Source organism: Bacillus paramycoides, assembly GCF_038971285.1.
Taxonomy (GTDB): Bacteria; Bacillota; Bacilli; order Bacillales; family Bacillaceae_G; genus Bacillus_A.
Genome location: NZ_CP152427.1, coordinates 4147994 through 4174170 on the forward strand (window position 1 = coordinate 4147994; position 26177 = coordinate 4174170).

Annotated in this window: 29 protein-coding genes and 1 tRNA gene; 6 read left to right on the plus strand and 24 right to left on the minus strand. The window is 36.4% G+C overall.

What is annotated here, in order from left to right; all coding sequences use genetic code 11:
• Positions 1-35: 35 nt before the first annotated feature.
• From AAG068_RS21455 to AAG068_RS21475, 5 genes are all read right to left on the minus strand, one after another.
• The gene (locus tag AAG068_RS21455) at positions 36-173 is read right to left on the minus strand and encodes a hypothetical protein (RefSeq protein ID WP_342715751.1); all 138 of its coding nucleotides are present in this window, start codon (positions 171-173) and stop codon (positions 36-38) included.
• Positions 174-291: 118 nt separating this feature from the next.
• Positions 292-2418 carry a peptidoglycan D,D-transpeptidase FtsI family protein gene (locus AAG068_RS21460; protein ID WP_342715752.1) on the minus strand — a complete coding sequence of 709 codons (2127 nt, stop codon included), beginning with the start codon at positions 2416-2418 and terminating at the stop codon, positions 292-294.
• A gap of 109 nt (positions 2419-2527) precedes the next feature.
• Positions 2528-3805, minus strand: coding sequence for an MFS transporter (locus AAG068_RS21465; protein ID WP_342715753.1), 1278 nt, complete (start codon positions 3803-3805; stop codon positions 2528-2530).
• Between the two features lie 116 nt (positions 3806-3921).
• A complete protein-coding gene (gene sodA / locus AAG068_RS21470) occupies positions 3922-4533 on the minus strand; it encodes a superoxide dismutase [Mn] (protein WP_001052031.1) in 612 nt (203 codons plus the stop codon).
• A gap of 221 nt (positions 4534-4754) precedes the next feature.
• Positions 4755-4828, minus strand: a tRNA-Ile gene (locus AAG068_RS21475).
• 242 nt (positions 4829-5070) lie between these two features.
• Between AAG068_RS21475 and AAG068_RS21480 the strand changes: the two genes are divergently transcribed.
• The 3 genes from AAG068_RS21480 to ispG all read left to right on the plus strand — a co-directional run bounded on the left by AAG068_RS21480 (position 5071) and on the right by ispG (position 7522).
• Positions 5071-5835 (plus strand): DUF1189 domain-containing protein, encoded by a 765-nt coding sequence (locus tag AAG068_RS21480; protein ID WP_342715754.1) that lies wholly within the window; start codon positions 5071-5073, stop codon positions 5833-5835.
• Between the two features lie 53 nt (positions 5836-5888).
• Entirely contained in the window at positions 5889-6254 is a 366-nt protein-coding gene (locus AAG068_RS21485) for a hypothetical protein (RefSeq protein WP_342715755.1), read from the plus strand.
• A 164-nt stretch (positions 6255-6418) separates the two neighbouring features.
• Positions 6419-7522: a flavodoxin-dependent (E)-4-hydroxy-3-methylbut-2-enyl-diphosphate synthase gene (gene ispG, locus AAG068_RS21490; protein ID WP_011040674.1), complete on the plus strand. Its 1104-nt coding sequence runs from the start codon at positions 6419-6421 to the stop codon at positions 7520-7522.
• 79 nt (positions 7523-7601) lie between these two features.
• Here the strand turns inward: ispG and AAG068_RS21495 are convergent, their stop codons facing one another.
• The 4 genes from AAG068_RS21495 to AAG068_RS21510 all read right to left on the minus strand — a co-directional run bounded on the left by AAG068_RS21495 (position 7602) and on the right by AAG068_RS21510 (position 10752).
• Positions 7602-8015 carry a Fur family transcriptional regulator gene (locus AAG068_RS21495; RefSeq protein WP_001054512.1) on the minus strand — a complete coding sequence of 138 codons (414 nt, stop codon included), beginning with the start codon at positions 8013-8015 and terminating at the stop codon, positions 7602-7604.
• Between the two features lie 13 nt (positions 8016-8028).
• On the minus strand, positions 8029-8862 hold the full coding sequence (locus AAG068_RS21500) for a metal ABC transporter permease (RefSeq protein WP_098667280.1): 834 nt from the start codon (positions 8860-8862) through the stop codon (positions 8029-8031).
• Positions 8862-9632, minus strand: a complete 771-nt coding sequence (locus AAG068_RS21505) for a metal ABC transporter ATP-binding protein (RefSeq protein ID WP_342715758.1) — start codon at positions 9630-9632, stop codon at positions 8862-8864. Before AAG068_RS21505 ends, AAG068_RS21500 begins: the two co-directional genes overlap by 1 nt.
• A 241-nt stretch (positions 9633-9873) precedes the next feature.
• Positions 9874-10752 carry a YitT family protein gene (locus tag AAG068_RS21510; protein ID WP_000435958.1) on the minus strand — a complete coding sequence of 293 codons (879 nt, stop codon included), beginning with the start codon at positions 10750-10752 and terminating at the stop codon, positions 9874-9876.
• Positions 10753-10902: 150 nt separating this feature from the next.
• Here AAG068_RS21510 and AAG068_RS21515 point away from each other — a divergent pair, with 150 nt between their 5' ends.
• Complete coding sequence (locus AAG068_RS21515) at positions 10903-11157, plus strand: DUF2624 domain-containing protein (RefSeq protein ID WP_001048963.1); 255 nt, start codon at positions 10903-10905, stop codon at positions 11155-11157.
• Between the two features lie 25 nt (positions 11158-11182).
• Here AAG068_RS21515 and AAG068_RS21520 read toward each other — a convergent pair whose 3' ends face one another.
• Together AAG068_RS21520 and AAG068_RS21525 are read right to left on the minus strand one after the other, a co-directional pair.
• Positions 11183-12079, minus strand: a complete 897-nt coding sequence (locus AAG068_RS21520; RefSeq protein ID WP_098667279.1) for a deoxyribonuclease IV — start codon at positions 12077-12079, stop codon at positions 11183-11185.
• A 135-nt stretch (positions 12080-12214) separates the two neighbouring features.
• Positions 12215-13525 carry a DEAD/DEAH box helicase gene (locus AAG068_RS21525; RefSeq protein ID WP_098667278.1) on the minus strand — a complete coding sequence of 437 codons (1311 nt, stop codon included), beginning with the start codon at positions 13523-13525 and terminating at the stop codon, positions 12215-12217.
• Positions 13526-13705: 180 nt separating this feature from the next.
• Here AAG068_RS21525 and vrrA point away from each other — a divergent pair, with 180 nt between their 5' ends.
• On the plus strand, positions 13706-14461 hold the full coding sequence (gene vrrA, locus AAG068_RS21530; RefSeq protein ID WP_342715759.1) for a VrrA/YqfQ family protein: 756 nt from the start codon (positions 13706-13708) through the stop codon (positions 14459-14461).
• Between the two features lie 89 nt (positions 14462-14550).
• Entirely contained in the window at positions 14551-15501 is a 951-nt protein-coding gene (locus AAG068_RS21535; RefSeq protein WP_000706669.1) for a 4-hydroxy-3-methylbut-2-enyl diphosphate reductase, read from the plus strand.
• A gap of 40 nt (positions 15502-15541) precedes the next feature.
• Here the strand turns inward: AAG068_RS21535 and AAG068_RS21540 are convergent, their stop codons facing one another.
• The 13 genes from AAG068_RS21540 to AAG068_RS21600 all read right to left on the minus strand — a co-directional run bounded on the left by AAG068_RS21540 (position 15542) and on the right by AAG068_RS21600 (position 26090).
• Positions 15542-16663, minus strand: coding sequence for a Nif3-like dinuclear metal center hexameric protein (locus AAG068_RS21540; RefSeq protein ID WP_342715760.1), 1122 nt, complete (start codon positions 16661-16663; stop codon positions 15542-15544).
• The gene (locus tag AAG068_RS21545) at positions 16660-17367 is read right to left on the minus strand and encodes a tRNA (adenine(22)-N(1))-methyltransferase (RefSeq protein ID WP_098667275.1); all 708 of its coding nucleotides are present in this window, start codon (positions 17365-17367) and stop codon (positions 16660-16662) included. The genes AAG068_RS21540 and AAG068_RS21545 overlap by 4 nt, the downstream gene beginning before the upstream one ends.
• A 165-nt stretch (positions 17368-17532) precedes the next feature.
• The gene (gene cccA / locus AAG068_RS21550; protein ID WP_000828147.1) at positions 17533-17889 is read right to left on the minus strand and encodes a cytochrome c550; all 357 of its coding nucleotides are present in this window, start codon (positions 17887-17889) and stop codon (positions 17533-17535) included.
• A 385-nt stretch (positions 17890-18274) separates the two neighbouring features.
• Positions 18275-19402, minus strand: coding sequence for an RNA polymerase sigma factor RpoD (gene rpoD, locus AAG068_RS21555; RefSeq protein ID WP_000764060.1), 1128 nt, complete (start codon positions 19400-19402; stop codon positions 18275-18277).
• A gap of 59 nt (positions 19403-19461) precedes the next feature.
• Entirely contained in the window at positions 19462-21258 is a 1797-nt protein-coding gene (dnaG, locus tag AAG068_RS21560) for a DNA primase (protein WP_000528216.1), read from the minus strand.
• Between the two features lie 330 nt (positions 21259-21588).
• Positions 21589-21744 carry a hypothetical protein gene (locus AAG068_RS21565; RefSeq protein WP_342715761.1) on the minus strand — a complete coding sequence of 52 codons (156 nt, stop codon included), beginning with the start codon at positions 21742-21744 and terminating at the stop codon, positions 21589-21591.
• Positions 21745-21932: 188 nt separating this feature from the next.
• Positions 21933-22076: a hypothetical protein gene (locus tag AAG068_RS21570; protein ID WP_342719829.1), complete on the minus strand. Its 144-nt coding sequence runs from the start codon at positions 22074-22076 to the stop codon at positions 21933-21935.
• 35 nt (positions 22077-22111) lie between these two features.
• Positions 22112-22924, minus strand: coding sequence for a pyruvate, water dikinase regulatory protein (locus tag AAG068_RS21575; RefSeq protein ID WP_000368943.1), 813 nt, complete (start codon positions 22922-22924; stop codon positions 22112-22114).
• A gap of 29 nt (positions 22925-22953) precedes the next feature.
• Positions 22954-23586: a helix-turn-helix transcriptional regulator gene (locus AAG068_RS21580; RefSeq protein WP_000583759.1), complete on the minus strand. Its 633-nt coding sequence runs from the start codon at positions 23584-23586 to the stop codon at positions 22954-22956.
• A 107-nt stretch (positions 23587-23693) separates the two neighbouring features.
• On the minus strand, positions 23694-24440 hold the full coding sequence (gene recO, locus AAG068_RS21585) for a DNA repair protein RecO (protein WP_000487010.1): 747 nt from the start codon (positions 24438-24440) through the stop codon (positions 23694-23696).
• 33 nt (positions 24441-24473) lie between these two features.
• A complete protein-coding gene (locus tag AAG068_RS21590) occupies positions 24474-24617 on the minus strand; it encodes a YqzL family protein (RefSeq protein WP_000883923.1) in 144 nt (47 codons plus the stop codon).
• A 176-nt stretch (positions 24618-24793) separates the two neighbouring features.
• On the minus strand, positions 24794-25699 hold the full coding sequence (gene era, locus AAG068_RS21595) for a GTPase Era (RefSeq protein ID WP_001080241.1): 906 nt from the start codon (positions 25697-25699) through the stop codon (positions 24794-24796).
• Positions 25692-26090, minus strand: coding sequence for a cytidine deaminase (locus tag AAG068_RS21600; protein WP_001086294.1), 399 nt, complete (start codon positions 26088-26090; stop codon positions 25692-25694). Before AAG068_RS21600 ends, era begins: the two co-directional genes overlap by 8 nt.
• Positions 26091-26177 lie beyond the last annotated feature (87 nt).

Consider the following 26177-nt stretch of genomic DNA (forward strand, 5'->3'; position numbering starts at 1 on the left):
AGATATAAGAATACTGCTAAACTATTAATTCGGTTTTAATTGTTTGTAAAAGTTTTGTAAAGTTCCACAAGAATCAACATTAGGTGAAATTCTAATCCGTAACCACCATTCATCTTCACTAATAATTGGTCCATAAAATCGTTATCTCCCATAGAGAAATGCATACGTATCACTTACAAGGCCCCTTAATTTCCCGATATGATATGCTTGTCCACTTTATTAAAACGTATGCATGAACCATAAAAAAAAGCACACTATCTTTTCAGATAGTGTGCTTTTTTTACAACTTTTTTATTCATCATCTTGCTCTTTATTTTTCTTTTTATTATCTATTTCTTCTTTTGTAGCTTCACCATTTTCTATTTTTTTCAAATCAAAGTACGCGTCCATAATGTCACGGCTAATATAGCCGTTAATACCTGATTTATCATCTACCCAAGGTACAACAACAGAAAATGCTACTTCAGGGTCTTCAAGTGGCGCATAACCTACTAATGTTAAGTTATATGTTTCTTTACGCTCACCGTTTGCTTTTCTACCAATCTCTTTATCTCCGCCATACACAGTTTGAGCTGTACCTGTCTTACCAGCAGCTTTATATTGTGCGCCTGTAAAGTATTTCGCAGCTGTACCACCAGACTCATTAAATACTTGTCTAAATCCTTCCTGAACACGTTTAATTTGTGATTCAGGCATATCGATACGGTTTAGTACTTTCGGTTCCATTGAATGAACAACTTTTCCAGTTTCTTCTGGTTTCACTGACGGTTGACGAATTTCCTTTACAACTTGCGGCTGCATACGGTAACCACCATTTGCAATTGTTGAAACATACTGTGCTAATTGAAGTGGTGTATACGTGTCATACTGTCCAATTGATAAATCTAATAGGAAACCTGGCTGATTCCCTCTGCCTGTTTGACCCGCAGATTCATTTGGTAAATCAATACCTGTTTTTACGCCAAGTCCAAACTGTCCGAAATAATAACGCATCGTATCAAATGCTTTTTGTGGTATATCTAACGTACCACCTCTTACGTATTGAACACCTGCGAGATTCATCGCTGTTTTAAACATATATACGTTAGAAGACATTTTTAATGCTGTTAAATCATTAATATATCCCATCGTCTTCCACGAAGATTTTTGTGGCGTTCCCTTTAATCTGATTGGTTCATCAAGTTGCACTGAACCGGGTTGAATTGCACCTGTTTGATATCCTGTAAGTACTGTCGCACCTTTTACAGTTGATCCCATCGGATAAGAGCTTGTCATCGTTCCTAATGCGAAATCTTGCACTTTCGTTTCGCCATTTTCTTCCACTAACTGTTTCCCTGCCATAGATAAAACTTCACCATTTTTTGGATTCATCATTACAACGAATGCACGATCTAAAAGAGGTTGTCCCCCTTTATATCTCAATAAATTTTTCGTGATAATTTCTTCAACACGCTTTTGTAATTCCATATCAATTGTTAAATTTAGATCGTTACCACTTTGCCCTTTTGATACATTAATCGTTTCTAAAATATTACCGTTTTTATCTGTAATATTTCTCACTTCCGCTTTATTACCGTGCAAACTATCTTCATATTGCTGCTCAAGATAACTTTTCCCTACGCGGTCATTTCGATTATAATCACGAACAAGATAGTAATCTAGTCTTTCTCTCGGTAAACCTTCATCAGACGTTGACACCCCGCCAAGTACACTTCGGAACAAATCATCATAAACGTATTTTCGATCCCAATCAACATTCGTATCTACACCCGGTAATGTTGCTAGATTTTCACTAATAATCGCATATTCCTGTTCTGTAGCATCCTTCTTAATGACTTGTGGTGTCATTGCATATCCGCCGTCCATTTTACTTTTAATCGCTAGTACTTCTAAATCTTTTGCGGATAATTGATTCACTTCTTCTTCTGTCACGCGATTTCGTTGACGCTCATCTAATTCTTTATCGTCAATTTTTTTATCTTTAAAATCTTGACGATCTTTATTCGTAATTTTTTCTTTCGCTTCCTCTTTATGAATAGCAAGCCAATAATCTTTTTTATCGCGATCTGTTAATTTATCTGTCGGTACTTCAATCAAATCTGCTAGCTTTTTCGCTGTTTCTAAGCGAGCCTCTGCAGTTGATCCTTTCATTTTTGTAAATGTAATTGTACGTACAGCTGCATTATCTACCACAGCTCGCCCATAACGGTCAAATATTTTCCCACGTGGTACAGGATTACTTATCGTCGAGTTTTCTTTCCTCTCCACTTCATTCTTATATTCCTCACCGCGAACAATTTGTACATAACCAAGCCTTACAATAACCGCGGAGAACATTAAAAACACGCAGAAAAACAGCACGTTTAACCGAAAAGGAACGTGAGTCTTTTTCTTTTGTTGTTTCTGCTTCTTGCCCATACAAACCCCCTCTACCAACAGCTATGTAATGTGAAAGGGACACCTTCATACAGGTGTCCTCACTGCTGTCTTACATCTTTTTCTATTCTAGCATAAAACAACCGAGAAGTTAACCTTCTGGTTCTGTTTGATTCTGCGTGGTCCCTTGCGTTCCAACACTTGTTTTACTCGCATTTCCCTCATTATATTTGACATTTTTAACTGCAAAATAAATAAGAAAATGTCCTGCACCTAAAATACATAATAAGTAAGGCAAACTTTTTTCAGGCGGGAAAAATAGTACAGCACATAAAAAACTTAAAATCGAGCAAATTCTTCCTGCATTTAACCACAATTCCCGAACAACTACATACTCAACTCGCCACTCTCTCGCATTTTTCGCTCTACCAATTACATCATATGTCATGGATCCGTACGGAACGAGTAAAATGGGGTATGCAATCGCGATACACGCTGCATAAATAAGTAATTTTGTGTATGTAACTTTGAATATAACTAAAAATACGACAGCATATAAAATAATGCCTCCAAGCAAAATTGCTTTTTTCCGCCATTCCTTCTTTAACATACGAGTGACTAAATAGTAACACATAAATGATACTGCCGAATTTACTAAGCTATATTTCCCTAATGCAAGCTCGCTATCAGTTGCTAAATACACGTACACTGAAATAACAAAAATAAACGTTCCCTCTCGCAATCCTTGGAAAAAGTGAGCACGTGTAATTCTTCCCCAATTTTTATCAATTTGCCGCTCTTTCAATACTTGTACAATTTCATATCGTCCTTCACATTCTCTCTTAGATACAAAAAAGCTTAAAATGACAGCAATTGCAAATAACAGTAACGAAAGAAAGAATATGACCGTATAACCACTCCACTTTTCCATACGTGAAATTGTGTATCCAGCTGCTATCGGTCCAATCATGCCAGAGAAGGATGTAAGAAGCCCAAGAAATCCGTTAAAGAAATCTCTTGTTTCTGGTTCTGTAATCTCAAATGTTAATAAGTTAAACGCGAGCCAGTAAAAACCATATCCGACTCCTAAAAGAGCCCCCATCAATAAAATATAGTGAGAAGCGCTTTTCCCCGCTACTAAAACAACAATAAAAAAAATCGCGAGCGTGCCTACACCTATTCGTAACAAGATTGAGCGATCAATACGCTTCGCTAATTTCCCACCTACAAGAAATGTGAGGGGCTGCAATACAACGCTGGCCAAATTATACAAGCCAAGATTCACATAATTTTGTGTTTGTTTCCATAAATAAATGTTAACAAATGTATTCGATAAAGAAATTGCGAGCGTGTATAAACCTCCGATAAGGAGTAATAACACTAAATCCCGATTCACTTCAACGTCACCAATTACATGTTTCCACTTCATACACAACTCTCCTTTACTTCATGTTCTAGTCTTCCAAAGACAAGCCCAATTATGTAAAAGGAAAGTACAGAAAAAAGCTAGGAGCATTCTCCTAGCTTTTTCTATCGTTATTACAATTATTTTGCTTCTTGGTAACGTTTTTCAGCAGCGTTCCAATCTACAACGTTCCAGAATGCACCGATGTAGTCTGGACGACGGTTTTGGTAATTTAAGTAGTAAGCATGCTCCCAAACATCTAAACCGATAACTGGAGTTTTACCTTCAGTTAGAGGAGAATCTTGGTTTGGTGTGCTTGTTACTTCTAACTCACCATTATTTACTACTAACCAAGCCCAACCAGAACCGAAACGAGTTGCGCCAGCTTTTGCGAATTCTTCTTTGAATGCATCGAAGCTACCGAATTTCGCTTCAATTGCAGTTGCAAGTTCGCCTACTGGTTGTCCGCCACCGTTTGGAGATAAGATTGTCCAGAAGAATGTATGGTTAGCATGTCCGCCACCATTGTTACGTACTGCTGTACGGATTGCTTCTGGTACTTCGTTTAAGTTTGCAACTAATTCTTCTACGCTTTTGTCAGCTAATTCTGCATGACCTTCTAAAGCAGCGTTTAAGTTTGTAATGTACGTGTTATGATGTTTTGTATGATGGATGTTCATTGTTTCTTTGTCAAAGTGAGGCTCTAAAGCATCATACGCATAAGGTAAATTTGGTAATTCGTGTTTTGCCATTGTTATATTCCTCCCAGTTTATGTATTGCCACTTAAGTGACATACAACTTCATTCTACCCTAATTGCCATAGGGTGCAAACAAATAAATCACATTGTCTTGCTATCATTAAAGTAGCAAAATTCCCACTTCTTTTCAATTAAAATGCTCATATATTCCGTAAAAAAAGCTCCCTTCTACAAGGAAGCTTCCTGCTGACATAATAAACATGTGAAATGGATATGGACCCTGTAGGACTCGAACCTACGACCGGACGGTTATGAGCCGTCTGCTCTAACCAGCTGAGCTAAGGGTCCACAATTATGTATGTAACAATACATCAAATAAAGGAATTCCTATCGGATATATTCTTTAAGAAATGTAAGATAAATTTACCATATAAAAAAGAAAAGTGTCAATTGTATTTTTCTCGTTTAAAAGAAGAAAATTAATAAAAAGAAATTTAGTTATCTCCACTATATGTAAATATAATATATCTTGAGATTCCTTAGATTCCTACGTTACAATGATTTTATACATACATAAAGGAAGTGAATCTATGTCCATATTTACCCAATTAACCAAAAGCGTATATTCGCCTAAAGATATGGCGTTATTCCGTTTTCAAAAAATCGGAAAAACCATTTTGTATATTATGCTACTTTGTCTAATCACTACTATTCCAAGAACATTCTTTTACGGTAGCTTTATCCAAGATAGTGTTACTATGGTAAATCAAGCAATTGAAAAAGATTTACCTGATTTTAAAATCGAAAATGGTGAACTAAAAGCTGATATTGAGCAACCTATTCAAAAAGAAGAGGGAGATGCCCTTTTCGTATTTGACCCAAACACAACAGATATAGAAAAATATCAGAATAAAACTGGTTTATTTATTTTAAAAGATAAAGTAGTTTCTATAGGAAATGGTCAAACACAAACATACTCCTACAATGATTTATTAGGGACATCTCTTGAGAAGAAAGATTTGCAAGATTTTATTTCTGTATTCGATAGTATTTATCCAATTTTATTAGCAGTTATTGGCGTGTTAGTATACCTATTCCAACTGTTTATTACTTTCTTAGGAATTACTTTACTTGCGTTTATCGGTTCTGCTATGAGTGGTCAACGTAAATTATCTTATAAGCAAGTATGGACGTTAACTGCTTACAGTTACACAATTCCAACAATCTTCTTTATGATTATGGATTTATTCAAAATCGTTGTACCTGGTTCAACATTCATTTATATCGCAGTTGTTTTAATTGTCCTATATTTAACAATTAAAGAAGTTCCAAAACCGAACGAAAAAAATGCCTAAATAGGCATTTTTTTTTTGGACAAGCATATATTCCTAGCAAAGGAGTGAAGAATATGAAAAGATTAGGTATATTCTTATTCGTGCTTGTTCTTGGTTATATATTTTATTACGATATAAAAATCGGCACTTTACCGATGTTAAGTTCATATAAAAAGACAAATGCGGCCGAAACGATAAAAAAAGAAAGTACAGATACGAAACAAAAGAAAGAGAACAAAGCGGAAAAAGAAACAGATGTCACTTATAAAACAATCGAAGTCAAAACAGGTGATACGGTTCTTTCCATTACAGAAGCAATTAATAAGAAGAAAATTCCTTCTATCGAAAAAGTAATTGATGATTTTAAACAATTAAATAAAAATACAGCTGCTACAAAAATACAACTTGGAAAGTCTTATAAATTCCCGTTATATCAATAAGCAATCACTTAATCCTTGTCAATTACATAAAGGCGCTGATACAATAGTAAAAGTGAAACCGAGCACTTCGGTTTCTATAGCCCTGTATCACGTATACTTTCATTGATATAAGGGACTAAATAAGAAACTTCTTTTATAAGGAGAGCGATCTATTCGTGAATGAAATGACTCATCGTACAAAAACACGTCCAGTTAAAGTCGGTAATTTAACAATTGGCGGTAATAATGAATTAATTATACAAAGTATGACAACAACAAAAACACATGATGTTGAGGCAACAGTTGCTGAAATTAAACGTTTAGAAGAAGCTGGCTGTCAAGTCGTGCGTGTTGCTGTTCCAGACGAACGCGCAGCAAATGCTATTGCTGATATTAAAAAACAAATCAACATTCCACTTGTTGCTGATATTCATTTTGATTATCGCCTTGCTTTAAAAGCAATTGAAGGTGGCATTGATAAAGTACGTATCAATCCAGGTAACATTGGTCGTCGCCATAAAGTAGAAGCTGTTGTAAATGCAGCAAAAGAACGCGGTATTCCAATCCGTATCGGTGTAAACGCAGGTTCATTAGAGCGTCACATTTTAGAAAAGTACGGATACCCAACTGCAGATGGTATGGTTGAGAGCGCCCTACATCACATTAAAATTTTAGAGGACTTAGATTTCCATGATATTATCGTATCTATGAAAGCCTCTGATGTTAACTTAGCAATTGAAGCATACGAAAAAGCTGCACGTGCTTTTGATTACCCATTACATTTAGGTATTACAGAATCTGGAACGTTATTTGCTGGAACTGTAAAAAGTGCCGCTGGTCTTGGAGCAATCTTAAGTAAAGGCATCGGAAATACACTACGTATTTCATTAAGTGCTGATCCAGTTGAAGAAGTAAAAGTTGCGCGTGAACTATTAAAGTCATTCGGCCTTGCATCTAATGCAGCAACACTTATTTCTTGTCCAACTTGCGGTCGTATTGAAATTGATTTAATTAGTATCGCTAATGAAGTGGAAGAATATATCTCTACACTACAAGTACCAATTAAAGTTGCAGTACTTGGCTGCGCTGTAAATGGTCCTGGTGAAGCTCGTGAAGCTGATATCGGCATTGCCGGCGCACGTGGAGAAGGACTATTATTCCGTAAAGGGCAAGTCGTTCGTAAAGTACCAGAAGAAATAATGGTAGAAGAACTGAAAAAAGAAATCGACGTAATTGCTGCTGAAATGGCTGCTGAACGAGAAAAAGAAAAAGAAACACAAGAACAATAAAAAGAAGGTTGCCACAATATTTGTGAGCAACCTTCTTTTCTACGTAAAAAAGCTCGTCAGTTACATAACTGACGAGCTTTTACTTTGCACATTTTGGACAACGGCCGTATATTTCAAACTTATGACCAGTTACTTCATAACCGTTAAAATCTTTATTCATAAAATCCATCGGGCAAGAAGTAATCTCTTTCGTCCCTCCGCAATCTAAACAAATAAAATGATGATGATGTTCCATAATAGAACATGTAAAACGAAAATGTTTTTCACCGTTTAATTCCGTCTGTTCTAAAACACCGATTTCAGCAAACACCGTTAAGTTACGATAAATCGTGTCAAAGCTAAGACCTGGATAATCATCCTTCATATGCTCTAAAACGTCTTTCGCCGTTAAATAACGATTGTGAGCTGCAAATAACCTGAGCATCTCTTCTCTTTTCCCAGTATGTTTGTATCCTTTATCTTTCATTAGGCGTAAAGCTTCTGTTAGATTCATATCTATCCCTACTTTATGCAGTTTTTTTCTTTTTCCATAAAATCGCACCAATTAAAATAAGAACCGCTATCATAACAATTGTACCACCTGGTGCTAAATCAAGTTGATACGAAGCAAACATTCCACCAATTACTGCAATTTCACCAAATAAAATGGAGAAGAAAATTGTTTGTTTAAATCCATTCGCAATACGAATACTTGCTGCAACTGGTAACGTCATTAATGATGATACGAGAAGAACCCCTACTACACGCATTGATACCGCAATGACAAGCGCAACCAATATAATGAAAATAAAGTGAATCCACTTTGCACTCAAACCAGTTGATACAGCGTACTCCTCATCAAACGATAGTAAAAATAACTCTTTGTATAATAAAGTAATCGTTACAATAACAGCAATTGCTACAATACCAATGATTATTAAATCCGTACTTGTTACAGCACTTACACTACCAAATAAGTAACTAAATAAATCTGTGTTAAATCCATTTGCAAGTGAAATAAAAATAACGCCAATCCCCATTCCTGCTGAAAGAATAATCGGAATTGCTAATTCTTGATAATGTTTATATACAGTACGTAATTTTTCAATAAGTAACGCTCCACCAATAGAAAAAATCATTCCCATATATAACGGATTTAAAAATCCCCCTGTGAAAATTGTTTTTTCTAGTAGTAAACTTGCAGCAATACCCGATAATGTTACGTGGCTTAATGCATCTGCAATAAGCGACATACGGCGAATGACAACAAATACACCGATAAGTGGCGCAACAAGTCCTATTAAAATCCCTGCATATAAAGAGTTACGTAAAAAGTCATATTGTAAAAAATCTTGTATCATTATATCCTCCCGTGATGCTCATGCTCGTGTTCTAAACGATGAACATGATGTCCATATAAGACGGACATTTCCGCATCTTCTAACTCTCGGAACTTCTCTACATTTCCATGGAAATGTAAATGTTGGTTTAGGCATGCAACATGTGTTACTTTCTCGGTAACAGCTCCCATATCATGCGTAACGAGAATTAATGTGATTCCTAACCTCTTGTTTAAATCCTCTAATATCTCATAAAAACTTTCTACATTCTTCACATCGATTCCAACAGTAGGCTCGTCCAAAATAAGTAATTCAGGATCACTAACGAGCGCACGAGCAATAAATACACGCTGTTGTTGTCCACCAGAAAGTTCTCCGATATTGCGCCCTTGAAACTCACTCATTCCTACATCAGCAATCGCTTTTTCTACCTTTTCCTTATCGCTTTTCGTGAAAAAGCGAAATAGCCCTTTTTTCGAAACGAGTCCCATTGACACAACTTCAAACACAGTTGCCGGAAAACCAGAATTAAAGCTATTTGCCTTTTGCGACACATAACCAACTTTGTTCCATTCTTTAAACTTCTTAGTATCAACACCAAACAAACGAATACTTCCCTGTTTTGGCTTTAAAACGCCTAATAAACATTTTAGCAACGTTGATTTCCCAGAACCATTTGGTCCAACTAAACCTAAAAAAGCTCCCTTCGGAACTTGCAAATTAATATCTTCTAACACATTTCGATCTTCATATCGAAATGACAGTCCTTCTATTTCTAATATATTATTCATAGCATCTCACCTATTTTAATTCAGAATGATTCCGATTTATATCTATTTGAATTATAGTATAGCTTATTATAGTTGTAAACCAATCTGCCTAAAATATATCTACTTTTTCAAGAAACCTTATTATTATAACAAAAAGCAGAGAAAAATTCTCTGCTTTCAAAAAATATCTCTATAAAGTGGAAGTTTAATTAAATGAGTCCATCCCATTTCCAATTGGCGAGAGCTATTACTCGATATATTTTTAGTGAATAGCCGATTTAAACTTACCACCATTTGTCTCTTGTGTACTCATAATTGTAACAAACGCATTCGCATCAATTTCATACACAATTGATTTTAACTTTGTCACTTCCAGACGCGTGACAACTGCATAAATCACTTCTTTTTCCTTATCCGTGTAACCGCCTTTCGCTACAAGTTTTGTAGTTCCACGACCAAGACGATGCAAAATCGCATTTGATACTTCCTCATATTGATCTGATACAATTAAAACTGCTTTCGTTTCATCTAAACCTTGAATGACTGTATCAATGGTTTTGAATGCAATATAGTACGTCATGACAGAATACATAGCTTGTTCCACACCAAATACAAATGCTGCCCATGCAAAAATAAATAAGTTCACAAACATTACAAATTCGCCAACGGAGAAAGGTAATTTCTTCGTTAATAAAATACCCATAATTTCTGTTCCGTCCATTGATCCACCGTGACGAATAACGAGCCCTACACCAAGACCTAAAATAAGACCACCAAACACTGTCGCTAAAATCGGCTCTGTTGTAAATGGCGGAACAGCATGTAACGTTGATTCAATAAACGCTAAAGCTACAATACCGAATGCCGAAGATAACATGAATGTTTTTCCGATTTGCTTATAACCCGAATACATAAATGGGATATTGAGGATAACGACTAAAGTAGAAAAACTTAACCACCAAATATTAGGAGTAAGATAATCTAATATAAGAGAAATACCAATAATTCCACCATCAATAATTTTATTTGGCATTAAGAATAGTTCAATTGCTACCGCTGCGCATGCTGCCCCAAAAATAATCATAACTAAACGATAAATAAGATGGATAACACTTTCTTTTCGATGTTGCTTCTGCTCCATAAGTCCTCCCTTATACTCTTTTTCTATAGTTTTGTCCTTATATTATAACATACGCTTCTTTTTCTCATGAAAAAAGAAGCTCTATACGAATATGTACAAGCTACGTACTCATATATTTCGATAGAAGAACGTGTGAAGGAGGATAACTCGATGAACCTCATTAAACAACTTGTAAATAAAAAGTTAAATCATATTTCTACAAAGGAATTATTGAAATATAGTAAAGAATATGACGTTCCAATTACGACTGCACAAGCTGATCAAATTGTTGGACTTATGAAAGGAAAGAATATTAACATTTACGATAATGACGAACGACTAGCGCTCTTAAAACAAATAGCCCAAGTAACCTCGCCCGCTACTGCTCAACAAGTCAATACTTTATTTCAGCAACTACTAAAATAAGGAGGGGATTCCCCCTCCTTATTGCTTATTGCGCTTTAATTTTCTCAAGAAGTCCTTCATCAAAAGTACCATTTTTCAGCATTTCGATTTCTAATTTATATGGCGGCTTCTTGTCCTTTTTATCTTCACCTACATATGGCGTTTCCAGAATTTTTGGTACGTGCATTAATTGCGGATGATGCACAATATAATGCAACGCTTTATAACCGATATGACCGAAACCGATATTTTCATGACGGTCCTTTCCTGCGCCGCGTACATTTTTACTATCATTAATATGAAGTACTTGTAAGCGATCAATACCAACAGTCTTATCAAACTCATTTAATACACCGTCAAAGTCATTTACGATATCGTATCCTGCATCGTGCGTATGACACGTGTCAAAGCATACGGATAGTTTTTCATTATATGTTACACCGTCAATTATTTTTGCAATTTCTTCAAAGCTACGGCCGCATTCTGTCCCTTTACCTGCCATCGTTTCTAACGCGATGTTAACCGTCTGGTCTGGCGTTAATACTTCATTCAGCCCTTTAATAATTTGTTGAATACCAGCATCCGCTCCTGCACCAACGTGCGCACCTGGGTGAAGAACGATTTGTTTCGCTACACCTAATGCCGATGTCCTTTCGATTTCCATGCGAAGGAAGTCTACACCTAATTGGAATGTTTCTGGTTTCGTCGTATTTCCGACATTAATAATATATGGCGCATGTACAATAATTTCCTCAATACCGTTTAGTTCCATATGTTTTCTTCCTGCTTCTATGTTCAATTCTTCAATTGGTTTTCTTCTTGTATTTTGCGGTGCACCTGTATAAATCATAAACGTTGTTGCACCGTATGAAACAGCCTCTTCACTTGCTGCTAATAACATTTTCTTACCACTCATGGAAACATGAGATCCAATCTTTAACATACAATCACCTCTTCAATATACAATAGATATAATGATAGCATAATTTGTAGAAATATGTAGTGAATTGTTTTTTTCCATTCTCCACTGATTATTATCTCCATAAATAGCGGGATAAAAAAAGATAAGGGAAATCCCTTATCTTTTTTTATTGCTATATTTTCTTTTCACTTTGTCACGTTCTGTTGCAAGTTTTCGTTTATAGTTTGGTTTTACCTTTTTCGGCTTTTTAACAACTTTTGTTGCCATAACATCCATTTCATCATTTGGTTTTTTACGACTCTTACGACGACGGCGTTCACCTAAATCCGCCCACTCATCTCCGCGTAAATCTACATGCTTGAACTCAATATGACGTTGTTTTTCTAAACTATCTAACGCTTCTTCGTTTGCTGGATCATAAATCGTCACTGCAATACCTGAATGCCCTGCACGTGCTGTTCTTCCAACGCGGTGAACGAAGAAATCTAAATCTGATGGAAGTTCGTAGTTAATAACATGACTAATCCCTTCAATATCAATACCACGTGCTGCTAAATCAGTTGCAACAATATATTGGAATTCAAGGTCACGAATTTGTTTCATCATTTTTTTACGGTCACGCGGTGATAAATCTCCATGAATTCGTCCAACTTTTAAGCCACGTTCCATTAATCCGTCAGCAACCTGATCCGCCATCTTCTTCGTATTCGTGAAAACAACTGCTAAATACGGTTTAAATTGTAGCAACATTTTGTTCACTAAATCGATTTTGTTACGGTGTTTAGAAGGCACTAAATAATGCTCAATATTTCCAGCCGCAACTTGTTTTGGATTGATATGAATATGCTCTGGATTCTCCATATATTTCTTCAGAAACGGCTTTAGTTTTTGAGGAATTGTTGCAGAGAAAACTAACATTTGCAAGTTTTTAGGCATGCGTGCTGCAATTTTGTCTACATCATGAATGAATCCCATATCAAGCATTAAGTCTGCTTCATCGACAATAATAGTATTTGCTTTATGAACAAATAGTGCTTGCTCTTCCACTAAATCTTTAATACGTCCTGGTGTTCCAACTACAATATGAGGTTGTTTTTTCAACTTTTCAATTGATCGTTGTTTATCAGTTCCACCAATTAAACAACGTGCTGTGATCATTTGATCTTCCGCACAGAACTTTGTTAATTTCACGATTTCTTCGTAAATTTGTTGTGCTAACTCACGAGTAGGCGCTGTAATAACAAGTTGTACTTCTTCACGACTTGCATTAATTCTGTTCAATGTAGGAAGTAAGTATGCATGTGTTTTCCCAGAACCTGTTTGGGATTGTCCAATTACACTTACACCTTTTTTCACGACCGGGAAAATTTTCTGTTGAATTCCTGTCGGCTCTGTAAAGCGTAGTTCACGAACTGCATCTATTAAAAATGGTTTAAAATCATACTGTGTAAAAGTTTGTTGTGTCATAAGTTACACCTTCTTTCTAAATTTCTACTGCGCGCACAAATCAGTCAAGTCTACATTATATCGAAATCTACAAGTAAAATCCATCTTTAGTTTAGGTTTTCACTTCAAAAACTAACCTTCTTGCCTCTTATTGCATAGTGTATGTGTATATACCTAATTGAAGAAAGGAGGATTTGTCACATGTTTCCAAAATCCCCTACAAGGCAAATGTATCCGAATCAAGGGCAGCAACCTTATACACCATATCCAATTCCACAACTACCACCGATGGCACAAAAAAAGAAAGGATTCCTTGCTAAACTCTTTAAAAAACACGATCCAACCGAACCTTACATGCAAATGGTTCCGCCTTATCGACAAATGGAAGGACCGCCAATGATGCACCAGCAACCGCCGCCCCAATATCGACAGCAATATCAACCACAATACCAACAACAATACTCACAGCAATACTCACCACAATACTCACCACAATATCAACCTTATATGCAGCAGCATCCAGAGCGAATGTTCCCCCCTCAAATGTATGAATCAAATGAAACGCGAGGTGGTGCAGAAACTACACCCGCATCAAGCAGCGGCATCGGTAGCTTTATTTCAAATTTAATTTCGAATCCAACTAATATGATAAACAATATCGAAAAAGTATCCCAAGTCGTTCAATCTGTAAGCCCTGTCGTCGAACAATACGGTCCCATTATGCGTAACCTACCAAGCATTGTTAAAATCCTCACCTCTGGAAAAAGTACGGAAGAAGATCAAACCGAAGATCAAACTGAAGACGTAACAGAGAAGGTTGAGGTAGCAACTCCACCCCCTTCTCCGAAAAAAAGAAAAAGAAAAAGAAAAAAAATAATGATTGAGCCGGTCATAGAAAAAGAGGTGCAAGAGGGGCCCGTTCAAAAAATAGCAACAAAACCAAAACTATATGTGTAACAATCCTTTGTTTTCTATTCACTCCTCCTTTATAATGTAAAAGACTATGCACAAAAGTATCCCTTGTTTAGAAGGAGAGGATTACTCATATGAAAATTGTTAAAATTTCCCCTCGTGGTTATTGCTACGGTGTTGTGGACGCGATGGTTATTGCACGTAACGCCGCATTAGATACATCATTACCAAGACCTATTTATATTTTAGGTATGATTGTTCACAACAAACATGTAACAGATGCATTCGAAGAAGATGGTATCATCACATTAGACGGCCCAAGTCGATTAGACATTTTAGATAAAATCGATTCTGGTACTGTTATATTCACTGCACACGGTGTTTCTCCAGAAGTTAAACAACGTGCAAAAGAAAAAGGTTTAACAACAATCGATGCCACTTGCCCAGATGTCACAAAAACACATGACCTTATTGAGGCAAAGAAAGCTGAAGGTTACCATGTCATTTATATCGGCAAAAAAAATCATCCAGAACCAGAAGGCGCAGTTGGTATTGCACCTGATATCGTTCATCTAATTGAAAGAGCTGATGATTTAAAAACATTAGAAATTCCAACGGATAAAATTTTAGTTACGAATCAAACAACGATGAGCCAATGGGATGTTCAACATTTAATGGAGGACATTCAGAAAAAATTCCCAACAGCAGAATTCCATAAGGAAATTTGTTTAGCAACTCAAGTTCGCCAAGAAGCCGTTGCTAAGCAAGCTGATGTTGCAGACTTAACAATTGTTGTCGGTGATCCGAAAAGTAACAACTCAAACCGTTTAGCACAAGTATCACAAGAAATCGCTGGTACGAAAGCATACCGCGTTGCAGACGTAAGTGAAATCAAATTAGAATGGCTACAAGGTGTAGAAAACGTAGCTGTTACAGCAGGTGCTTCTACTCCAACTCCAATTACAAAAGAGGTTATCGCTTTCTTAGAGCAATATGACCCAATGAATCCTGCTACATGGGAAAGAGTTCGAAAAGTACCGTTACAAAAAATATTACCTCGTGTAAAAGTGAAAAAAGAACAATAATAAAAACCGTTGCCTTCATGAGCAACGGTTTTTATTTTTCTTATACAAATGTAAATGGATCTGTATGTAATTGCGAAGCATGAATATGTACATTCAGTTTCTTTGCATCTGCTTTTTCTTGTAATTGCTTTTGTACACCTTGCTTCATTACCTTTTCAACGTTATGTCCTGGGTCAACTATATTTAAACCGAGCATCATCGCATCATGGGCAACATGATAATACATGTCACCTGTTACATATACATCCGCACCTTTAAATTTAGCTTGATTGATGTATTTGTTACCATCGCCACCAAGTACAGCTACTTTGCGCACTTTATCATCTAATTTCCCAACAACTCGCGCACCCTTTACATCTAATGATTGCTTTACATGTTCCGCAAACTGTCCAAGTGTCATTTCTTCTTGTAAATACCCTATTTTTCCAAGCCCTAACGTTTCACCTTTGTTATCAAGTGGATACACATCATAGGCTACTTCTTCATATGGATGTGCTGTTACCATTGCTTTAATCACTTTTCGTTGTAGTGAAGCTGGAATAATCGTTTCGATTCGCACTTCTTCTACGCGCTCTAACTGTCCAGTTTCCCCGATATAAGGATTTGTCCCCTCTTGAGGTACAAACGTACCTGTACCCTCGCTACTAAACGTACAGTGGCTATAATTGCCTATATGACCAGCACCTGCGTCTCCTAATGCTTTTCGTACTTCTTCTGCATGCGTTTTTGGCACAAACACAACAACCTTTTTCATTTCTTCTGCATATGTTGGTGCCAAAACTTCTGTATTTTGCAATCCTAGCGCCTCAGCAAGTAAATCATTTACCCCGCCCTTAGCAACATCCACATTTGTATGCGCTGCATAGATTGCAATATCATTTTTAATACACTTTTCAATAATTTTTCCATACGCCTTGCCTGTATGAATCGCTTTTAACGGATTAAAAATTAAAGGGTGATGTGCAATAATGACATTCGCTCCTAATTGAATTGCTTCCTCTACCACTTCTTCCGTTACATCCAACGCAATTAATACGTGCTGCACGGGTTTATTAAGCGCCCCAATCTGCAGGCCAATCTTATCTCCTTCCATCGCCAAATGCTTTGGATACATACTTTCAAATAAAGAAATAATTTCATGGCCATTTGGAATTTTACTCATGATAAAACCTCCCCTATCATTTTCATTTTCGCTTCTACTTCCGCACGCTTCGCTTTTGTTTCTTCAGAATCAGTCGCACGTTCTAACTGCTTTAAAATATTTTGGAAGTTTTTCAATTCTCCTTCCCATTTTTCAACGAAAGCTTCACTTTTTTCTTTTATTAAAAATGGTCCCATAAACAATTCAGCTTGTTTATTTTCAGAATAAGGCGACGCGATGTTTCCTCGCTCTCCTACTAAAATCTCGTAAATTTTTCCATCTTCTTTTACGATTTTTTCATGGATAAGCTCCCATCCATTCTCAATAAACCATTCACGAATGTGATGCGCTGCAATATTCGGCTGTAAAATTAAACGCGTTACACCTTCTAATTTTTCTTTACCACTTTCTAAAATGTCACGGATTAATGCTCCGCCCATTCCGGCAACGGTAATTACATCTACTTCTCCTGGCGTGATAACAGCTAATCCATTCCCTTTACGCACATCTACTTTATCTTGTAAGCCACTTTCAGCTACAGTTGCTTGTGCAGAGCGAAATGGCCCCTCTACAACCTCTCCTGCAACTGCTTTTGTAGCAATATTATTTATAATTGTATAACACGGTAAATACGCATGATCTGATCCAATATCAGCAACTGTAGATCCTACCGGTATTTCACGCACAACTTCTTCTAATCGTTTTGAAAGCTTTACTTCATTCATGTATTTCCATTACTCCTTCTCTTGTCAGTCTGTCTCCATGATAATGAATTTATAGTAGTTGTTGCAAGCCCATAACAACAATTCACTTCTCTATCATTTATCGTATTTTAGAAAATATAGAAAAACAAGCCTTTCGCTTAAGCAAAAGGCTTGTCATACGGAACTTTATTTTTTCTTCGATAACCAATCAGCTACTTTAGCGGCTTGATCAGCTGGAACTATATTTGGTGGCATATTTCCTTTTCCTTTCGAAATAACTTCTTGAATTTCTTCTTTCGAAAGTTTCCCACCAATTTTTTGTAAATTAGGTCCTACTGCCCCTTGTAATTGATCACCGTGGCAGCTCGTACAGCTTTGCTTCACAATATCCTCTGGCTTTGATGCTGTTTGTGCTGGCTTCCCGCCATTTTTTGCATCAGCTAACTCTTTAGATTTATTTAGCCCCTGAAATGAAAATACAAACATAACGATAATACCTAATGCTGCAATAAGAGCGAACGGAATCAGCGGATTACGTTTCATATCTCTTCTCCCCCCTCTATACCCCTAAATAGTTAGATGATTCAGTCATTTCCATTGTACTTGAAAACGCTCTATCAGAAAAGAGTAAACTACTAATCGTTAAAAATATTCCATAAATTCAGTTTATTGTTTTTTATTGTTATATCGCTTATTATTTCGATAATTATTAACGTTTCTCATCATATTTTTCACTTTTCTACATATATTTTTGTATAGAATAAACAAAATTAATCGAAAAATCGAAAAATGAGCATTTGCAAATCAAAAGACAATTCTGTAAAATAAATTACAAGAAATTGTAATCGTTGCTGATAGCTAAAGTTTAACAAAAATTAACAAAATAAAAAAGTTTACTTCACAAAGGTGAAGTAAACTTAAAGGTAGCCTATTCTAAGAAATCCTTAAGACGCTTACTACGGCTTGGATGTCTTAATTTACGAAGTGCTTTTGCTTCAATTTGACGGATACGTTCTCTCGTTACGCCGAATACTTTTCCAACCTCTTCAAGCGTACGAGTTCGTCCATCATCTAAACCAAAACGAAGACGTAGAACATTTTCTTCACGATCTGTTAGTGTATCTAACACATCTTCTAACTGTTCTTTTAGCAATTCATACGCTGCATGGTCCGCAGGCGATGTTGCTTCTTGGTCTTCAATGAAATCACCTAAATGGGAGTCATCTTCTTCACCAATTGGTGTTTCAAGAGAAACTGGCTCCTGTGCAATTTTTAAAATTTCGCGTACTTTTTCTGGAGCAAGATCCATTTCTTCACCAATCTCTTCAGGAGATGGTTCGCGTCCTAAATCTTGTAATAATTGACGTTGTACACGAATTAACTTATTAATCGTTTCAACCATATGAACTGGGATACGAATTGTTCTTGCTTGGTCTGCAATCGCACGTGTAATTGCTTGGCGAATCCACCAAGTTGCATACGTACTAAATTTGAAACCTTTACGATAGTCGAACTTTTCAACCGCTTTAATTAGACCCATATTCCCTTCTTGGATTAAGTCTAAGAAAAGCATACCACGGCCCACGTAGCGCTTTGCAATACTTACTACAAGACGTAAGTTTGCTTCTGCAAGACGACGTTTCGCTTCTTCATCGCCTTCTTCAATACGCGTTGCAAGTCGAATTTCTTCTTCTGCAGATAGTAAATCTACACGACCAATTTCTTTTAAATACATACGAACAGGATCGTTGATTTTAACCCCTGGTGGTACACTTAAATCATTGAGGTCGAATTCTTCTTCCGATTTTGCTATTTGGCGATTATTAGGGCCTTCATCGTTGTCATTGTCGCCAACTAAGTCAATCCCTTGTTCACCTAAATATTCATAGTATTCATCCATTTGATCGGATTCAATTTCAAATCCATTCATGCGTTCTGCAATCTCTTCATATGTAAGAACGCCACGTTTTTTTCCGAGCTCAGTGAGTTGTTCTTTCACTTGCTCAAGGGTCATTTCAGTTTCAATTTGTTTAGAACGAGCTGGTTTGTCAGCCATCTGTTCCCCTCCTTACGCGAGATACAAACATTCATTATACTAAAAATTTATCAAAAAAGCTATTTTCTCGCTTTTTGATTTTGTAAATATGCTACATAATATTTAGCAGCCTCTACAGGATCTGTTTTTTCCATTTGTTTTATCTTGAAGATGATTTCCATCTTTTCAAGTTTTTCTTGATGACGTCTAAGCGTCTCCAAATGGCCTTGTAACACTTCTTCTGTGTATTCTGGATTAATAAATTCATCCGTCGAAATATCAGTAATAATATTTTTCAACTTTTCATCAGAGAGCCAACTTAAAAATGTTCCGACTGAAGGTTCATTTCCCTTTTCATAATATGCGTATAGTTCATATAAAATCCCTTTATGTTCTTCTGTATGAAAATCTTCTATGTGTGATTCCATACGAACGGCCACTTCTGGACTTTGCAACATATGGTAAATAATTTCTCTTTCTGCCCTTTCAAAACCTGTTAACTTCGGTTTTGTTTGAACAATTTGAGACGGCTTAGAAACCTGCTTTACTTGTTTTTGCTGTACCTTTTGTTCTTTGCGATATTGGTGCAATTGATTCAAAAGTGTTTCCATTGAATACGAAAATTCTTGCGATAATGACTTCAAATATGATTCTGCCTGCATCGCATCTTGTAACAACGATAACTCTTTTAAAACACTTTTCACATACTCTTCTTTGCCAGACTCATCTTGCAAATTTTTCCCTAAACGCAAATAATTTATTTTAAAACCAACAAAACTTATACTTGATTTCACAAGATTTTCAAAAGCAGTTGTCCCATATTGTTGCACATATTCATCAGGATCAAGCTTATCTGGCAAGGATGTAACTTTCACTTGGCAACCAACTTGCAACAATAATTGCCCGGCTTTCATCGTTGCTTCTCGCCCTGCTTTATCACCATCATAGCAAAGAACAACAGTTTCAACGTTACGTCGCAGAAGTTTTGCTTGTTCTTCAGTTAAAGCTGTCCCCATTGTCGCAACAGCTTCTTCCACACCACTTTTCACCGCAGCTAGTACGTCAGCATATCCTTCAAAAAGAACCACTTGTCCACGTTTTCTAATAAACGGCCTTGCTTGGTGGAAGTTATACAACAATTTACTTTTGTGAAAAATCGGTGTTTCTGGGCTATTTAAATATTTCGGAGTATCGTCTCCTAATGCCCTTCCACTAAACGCTATCACTTTACCTTGTAACGTATAGATCGGAAACATAACTCTTCCACGGAAGCGATCATAATGACTACCATCTTTCTCGCTTCTTATGAGAAGACCAGCTTGTTCCATACTAGACAGCGATAAACCTCTTTTTTGTAAAATTTTCGTCGCTGCATCCCAAGCAGGTGATGCATAACCAATTTCAAACTTCTCAATCATCTCTTTTGTAATACCACGTTTTAACAAATACGAAAGTGCTTCATTTCCTTCTTCTGTATTTACTAATAAATGGTGATAATACTTTTTCAAAAGTTCATGAGCCTGTTGCATGATGACAGTGTCATCAGATATGTCTTCTTGTTGTCCTTGCCCTGATGTATACTCTGCAACCGCAATTCCATTTCTTTCACCTAGCTTTTGAACAGCCTCGGTAAAAGCCAGTCCTTCCATTTTCATTAGAAAGGAAAATACATTTCCACCTTCTCCACATCCGAAGCAATGAAAAATTTGCTTATCAGATGAAACAGAAAATGAAGGAGAATTCTCACCATGAAACGGACAAAGGCCGAAATAGTTACGCCCCTGTTTTCTAAGTTGAACGTATTCACCAATCACTTCGACAATATCGGATGACGTCCGAATCTGTTCAACAACTTCTTCGGGAATTCTGTTCCCCATAACTCCATCTCCGTGTCGTATTTTGTATTCGATATAAATTAAAAAATTCCTTTATAATTCGACAATATTTTTTCTAAACTTATTAGAAAGTATTGTCGATCACGTTATCAAGCGATTTTGCAGACCTTTTCTGCGTAACTTCGCAGATACGTACCTACTATATAAAATTGTATCCATTTACTCATCTGTTACAAATGCATCTTCTTTGAAACAATACATATGCACTTTTTCACAAGAAGACTAGCAAGCGCCTTATCCTATGTGATTACGAGATCTGTTCCTTTTACAAGTTGATACATTTATAAATGTCATCTTGCGCTTTTTCAGCATCTACATAAATCCAAATTCCCTTGCCGCTTCCTTAAACGATGAGCATACGATGTGACAAACAAAATTTCGACATGAAATTTCGTCCCAACTTGCACAATTTTCAGCATTCACAGTATGTGCATTTGCATCAACTAATACCATATTGATGTTTTGCATATTTCTGTATTCTACATCCCTTCTGCGAATCCTTCCATAATGTGCGTTTTCTTGTATAGATTTTGTCGATTTAACGTAATTACATGTCTTTTCGTAAATCCTATCCCTAGTTTATTCTGAAAAATTAAAGTCTAAACGTAAAATATAGGTTTTTATCACAATTTTTTATTATAATATATTTTCTTCAACTACGCTACATATCCCTTTATTTTTTCATCTTCTATTTTAGGATAACGAAACCCTGCCTGTAACATAATAAAAAGAGGGAAGAATATAAGTATAACCACTCCGCTATCATCTATTACGAAATCAGCAGGCACTGCTTTTCTCACGAGCGAAAAAAGCACATTCACCTTTGGTAAATGTGCTAAAACATTTTTTGGTTTTGCACTGCATTCACAATAATGTTAGCTGTTTCTTCAATCGCTTTGTTCGATACATCAATTACTTGACAATTTATTTTACTAACTACATTCTCAAAGTGATCAATTTCTTCTTTAATACGATTAATATTGGCATATGTTGCACCGTCACTTAGTCCAAGTGATTTCAATCGCTCTTTTCGAATATGATTCAACTTTTCTGGTGTAATTTTCAAACCGAAGCATTTTTCTTTAGCCACTTGATATAATTCTTCAGGCGGATCTACTTCTGGTACGAGTGGTACATTGGCAACTTTCAAACGTTTGTTATGAGCTAAATATTGAGAAAGTGGCGTTTTTGATGTACGCGAAATCCCAATCAGCACGATATCTGCTTTCAAAATACCACGTGCATCTCTACCATCATCATATTTTACCGCAAACTCAATCGCTTCAATCTTTTTAAAGTATTCTTCATCTAATCTACGAACAACACCTGGCTCATATCTCGGCACTTGCCCTGTAATTTCTTCAATTTGATCGATCAGAGGCCCGATAATATCATATGCCTCTACACCTTCTTTTGCAGCCTCTGTCACTAAATACTGGCGCATGTCAGGTTTTACTAACGTAAAACAAATAAGCGCTTGATTGCTCTTAGCAATCGAAATCACTTCTTTTAACGTCCCTGTATCTTCTACATATGGTACACGTCTAATATCAGGAGCAAATGGGAATTGACCCATTGCTGCTCGAACAACCAAATCAGCCGTTTCTCCTACAGAGTCAGATACGACATATACGATTTTATTATCCATTACATTACCTCACTTTAAACAAATTACACTTATTCGTTATTTACTAAGTTTACAAACGCACGTGTAATATTTGTTTTTGTAATTCGCCCAACCACTTCTAAACCTTGTTTCGTATCTTTTACAACTGGCATCGCATCAATCTGTCTTTCTATTAATTCCATCGCAATATCATATAAAGAATCTTCTCTACGACACATTGCAATGTTTGGCATCCTTGTCATGATAATATTAACCGGAAGAGAGGTTAAATCCTGCTTTCCTAAGCTAGCTCGTAATAAATCTTTACGAGATACAACGCCAACTAATAGAGTCGATTGATCTACAACGAATAATGTACCTACATCCTCTAAAAACATAGTACAAATCGCATCGTATACTGATACATTTTTATCAATTACAACTGGTCTAGATTGATAATCTTGTACTTTAATTTTCTTAACAGCTTCAGATAATAGCTGTCCTCCAGTTTTACCCGTATAAAAATAACCTACGCGTGGACGTGCTTCTAAATAACCAGCCATCGTTAAAATTGCTAAGTCTGGTCTTAGCGTGGCACGTGTTAATCCCAATTGCGCAGCAATTGACTCCCCTGTAATAGGACCGTGATCTTTTACAATCTGAATGATATGTTCTTGTCGTTTATTCAGCTCTATGATAATCACCACCTTTAATGCACAACGAAAAAAGTTATACTATCTCTTAAATATTATATACTAAATATGCTATTCGAAAAAGAAAGGATGTAAAAAGGACCGTATACGGTCCCAAATTATATTTGAAACTTATCAAGTTGTTCTAAGAAACGTCTTGATTTCAAATAAATTCCGCAATATTCATCATAATATGTATTCAATACTAAACGCATTTGTTTTTTTGTACTATCCTTCACTGATACATTGCCAAGTCTATGTAAATCGAAGTGGTAGAAAAGACGTAATAATTTATGAACGGCTTCCCCCACTGGTATACGATACTGGTCTTGCTCAGCATGACGCGAGCACAGAAAACCGCCTTCCCTGACAGAGAAGGCGACAAAATCTGTTTCTTGATGACAAATCGCACATGTATCAAAGTACGGGCGCATCCCTAATACTGGAAGCATTTTCGTTTGATAAATTAATGATAATACTTCTGGATCAACACCCTCACACATATAATGCAACGTTTGATATAACATTTCAAATAAATATGGATTATGTTTTTTATCTTCCGTTGCTTTATCAGTTAACTCAACAATAAATGATGCATAAGCAGTTAAAAATATATCCTCGCGAATTTCTTTCATAGTTGAAATAATCTCGCCTTGTTGCAAAGTTCCAAGTCCAGATCCCATTTGAATAAGAAAATGCCCATGTGTCATAAGTTGCGAAACAGATGCTAACCGGCTTTTCGGTTTTTTCGCTCCTCTTGCCATCGCACTTACCTTACCCAATTCTCTTGAGAATATTGTAACAATCTTGTTCGTTTCTCCGTAATCTGTCGTACGGATAACGATGCCCTCAACTTTTTGAAACATGTTCGTCACCATCCAAGGTTTGAACAAAACGGGTCAAGAAATTGGAGAGTCTAGATGCGCTAGCTCCTCGTCATGTTGATCCATCTCATCGTTTACGTCTTTTTCCATTTCTTTCAAAAGCAAGTACGTCTCAATGCTTCCTGTTTTGGAGAAAAACTTCCAGGTAAAATCTAGCATAAGAATCCACCTTTCTCAATAAGCGTAGCCTATAAACCAATTTCCTTTGTTGTTATTAAATTGACCCATTTTGTCCATTTTCATGTGAGAAAAATTTTTCCTAATTTATCAAAACTCATAAAAACCAATAATCAGCGGATGAACAAAACATCCGCTGATTACAGCTTTACTCTATTTTAATACTCGTCTTCGCGGAAACCAAGGTCACGAAGCTGAGACATTTTATTACGCCAATCTTTTTGCACTTTTACCCATACTTCTAAAAATACTTTAGAACCAAGTAATGCTTCAATATCAAAACGCGCTCGCTTACCGACTTCTTTTAACATCTTCCCTTGTTTTCCGATAATAATCCCTTTTTGCGACGGACGTTCCACAACAATCGTTGCATTGATATAAACTGCCCCGCCTTCGCGTTTTTGAATTGCATCGATAACAACAGCCACAGAATGCGGCACTTCTTCACGTGTTAAATGTAGTACTTTCTCACGAATAAGCTCTGCAATAATAAATCTCTCCGGATGATCCGTTACTTGATTATCTGGGTAGTATTGTGGTCCTTCTGGTAAATACTTTTTAATTGTTCCAATTAGAGCTTCCACGTTATTACCGTCTAATGCAGAAATTGGTACAATCTCTGCAAAATCATGTAATTTGCGATATTGATCGATTAACTCTAATAATTGTTCTGGGTGAACTTGGTCAATTTTATTAATAACTAAAAATACTGGTTGTTTCGTTTCTTTTAACTTCTCAATGATGAATTCCTCACCACGACCAAATCCTTCGACCGCATTCACCATAAACAGAACGATATCAACTTCTTTTAATGTCGTTTGCGCCATCTTCACCATAAAGTCGCCTAGTTTATGTTTCGGTTTATGTATTCCTGGTGTATCAATGAAAATTACTTGTGAATCATTTTCTGTATATACGCCTTGAATTTTATTACGAGTTGTTTGTGGCTTATCACTCATAATAGCAATCTTTTGGCCGATAATACGATTTAAAAATGTAGATTTCCCAACATTCGGTCTGCCAATAATAGAGACAAAACCTGATTTATAACCTTTTCTATTCATGTAAATCCTCCGCTAAAAATGCTCCTGGTAACAATTCTCCGACTGTTGTCTCTTGAACGTCACCATGTAAATTTGATAGGTATACTTTTGTATCCTGTTTACATAATTCTACCATAACTTGTCGACATGCTCCACAAGGAGGTACTGGACGCTTTGTATCCGCCACAATTGCGATAGCTACAAACTCTTTATCTCCTTCAGAAACCGCCTTAAATAAAGCTGTTCTTTCTGCACAGTTACATAAACCATATGATGCATTCTCAACATTACATCCACGATATACTTTTCCATCCTGTGTTAATAATGCTGCACCTACTTGAAATTTAGAATATGGTACGTACGCTTGTTTACGCGCTTCGATTGCTTCTTGAATTAATTGTTTACTATTCATATTCCCGCATCCTTCCTGTTCACAACTGTGAATAGATACACTCTCTCATAAAAGGCCTTTACGGCACTTCCAAAGCTTAATAAAAGC

Excerpts from the sequence above, each read along its gene's own strand:
- AAG068_RS21460 (WP_342715752.1), bottom strand. The coding sequence starts at position 2,418 with ATGGGCAAGAAGCAGAAACAACAAAAGAAAAAGACTCACGTTCCTTTT.
- AAG068_RS21465 (WP_342715753.1), bottom strand. The coding sequence starts at position 3,805 with ATGAAGTGGAAACATGTAATTGGTGACGTTGAAGTGAATCGGGATTTA.
- sodA (WP_001052031.1), bottom strand. The coding sequence starts at position 4,533 with ATGGCAAAACACGAATTACCAAATTTACCTTATGCGTATGATGCTTTA.
- AAG068_RS21480 (WP_342715754.1), top strand. The coding sequence starts at position 5,071 with ATGTCCATATTTACCCAATTAACCAAAAGCGTATATTCGCCTAAAGAT.
- AAG068_RS21485 (WP_342715755.1), top strand. The coding sequence starts at position 5,889 with ATGAAAAGATTAGGTATATTCTTATTCGTGCTTGTTCTTGGTTATATA.
- ispG (WP_011040674.1), top strand. The coding sequence starts at position 6,419 with ATGACTCATCGTACAAAAACACGTCCAGTTAAAGTCGGTAATTTAACA.
- AAG068_RS21495 (WP_001054512.1), bottom strand. The coding sequence starts at position 8,015 with ATGAATCTAACAGAAGCTTTACGCCTAATGAAAGATAAAGGATACAAA.
- AAG068_RS21500 (WP_098667280.1), bottom strand. The coding sequence starts at position 8,862 with ATGATACAAGATTTTTTACAATATGACTTTTTACGTAACTCTTTATAT.
- AAG068_RS21505 (WP_342715758.1), bottom strand. The coding sequence starts at position 9,632 with ATGAATAATATATTAGAAATAGAAGGACTGTCATTTCGATATGAAGAT.
- AAG068_RS21510 (WP_000435958.1), bottom strand. The coding sequence starts at position 10,752 with ATGGAGCAGAAGCAACATCGAAAAGAAAGTGTTATCCATCTTATTTAT.
- AAG068_RS21515 (WP_001048963.1), top strand. The coding sequence starts at position 10,903 with ATGAACCTCATTAAACAACTTGTAAATAAAAAGTTAAATCATATTTCT.
- AAG068_RS21520 (WP_098667279.1), bottom strand. The coding sequence starts at position 12,079 with ATGTTAAAGATTGGATCTCATGTTTCCATGAGTGGTAAGAAAATGTTA.
- AAG068_RS21525 (WP_098667278.1), bottom strand. The coding sequence starts at position 13,525 with ATGACACAACAAACTTTTACACAGTATGATTTTAAACCATTTTTAATA.
- vrrA (WP_342715759.1), top strand. The coding sequence starts at position 13,706 with ATGTTTCCAAAATCCCCTACAAGGCAAATGTATCCGAATCAAGGGCAG.
- AAG068_RS21535 (WP_000706669.1), top strand. The coding sequence starts at position 14,551 with ATGAAAATTGTTAAAATTTCCCCTCGTGGTTATTGCTACGGTGTTGTG.
- AAG068_RS21540 (WP_342715760.1), bottom strand. The coding sequence starts at position 16,663 with ATGAGTAAAATTCCAAATGGCCATGAAATTATTTCTTTATTTGAAAGT.
- AAG068_RS21545 (WP_098667275.1), bottom strand. The coding sequence starts at position 17,367 with ATGAATGAAGTAAAGCTTTCAAAACGATTAGAAGAAGTTGTGCGTGAA.
- cccA (WP_000828147.1), bottom strand. The coding sequence starts at position 17,889 with ATGAAACGTAATCCGCTGATTCCGTTCGCTCTTATTGCAGCATTAGGT.
- rpoD (WP_000764060.1), bottom strand. The coding sequence starts at position 19,402 with ATGGCTGACAAACCAGCTCGTTCTAAACAAATTGAAACTGAAATGACC.
- dnaG (WP_000528216.1), bottom strand. The coding sequence starts at position 21,258 with ATGGGGAACAGAATTCCCGAAGAAGTTGTTGAACAGATTCGGACGTCA.
- AAG068_RS21565 (WP_342715761.1), bottom strand. The coding sequence starts at position 21,744 with ATGCAAAACATCAATATGGTATTAGTTGATGCAAATGCACATACTGTG.
- AAG068_RS21575 (WP_000368943.1), bottom strand. The coding sequence starts at position 22,924 with ATGGATAATAAAATCGTATATGTCGTATCTGACTCTGTAGGAGAAACG.
- recO (WP_000487010.1), bottom strand. The coding sequence starts at position 24,440 with ATGTTTCAAAAAGTTGAGGGCATCGTTATCCGTACGACAGATTACGGA.
- AAG068_RS21590 (WP_000883923.1), bottom strand. The coding sequence starts at position 24,617 with ATGCTAGATTTTACCTGGAAGTTTTTCTCCAAAACAGGAAGCATTGAG.
- era (WP_001080241.1), bottom strand. The coding sequence starts at position 25,699 with ATGAATAGAAAAGGTTATAAATCAGGTTTTGTCTCTATTATTGGCAGA.
- AAG068_RS21600 (WP_001086294.1), bottom strand. The coding sequence starts at position 26,090 with ATGAATAGTAAACAATTAATTCAAGAAGCAATCGAAGCGCGTAAACAA.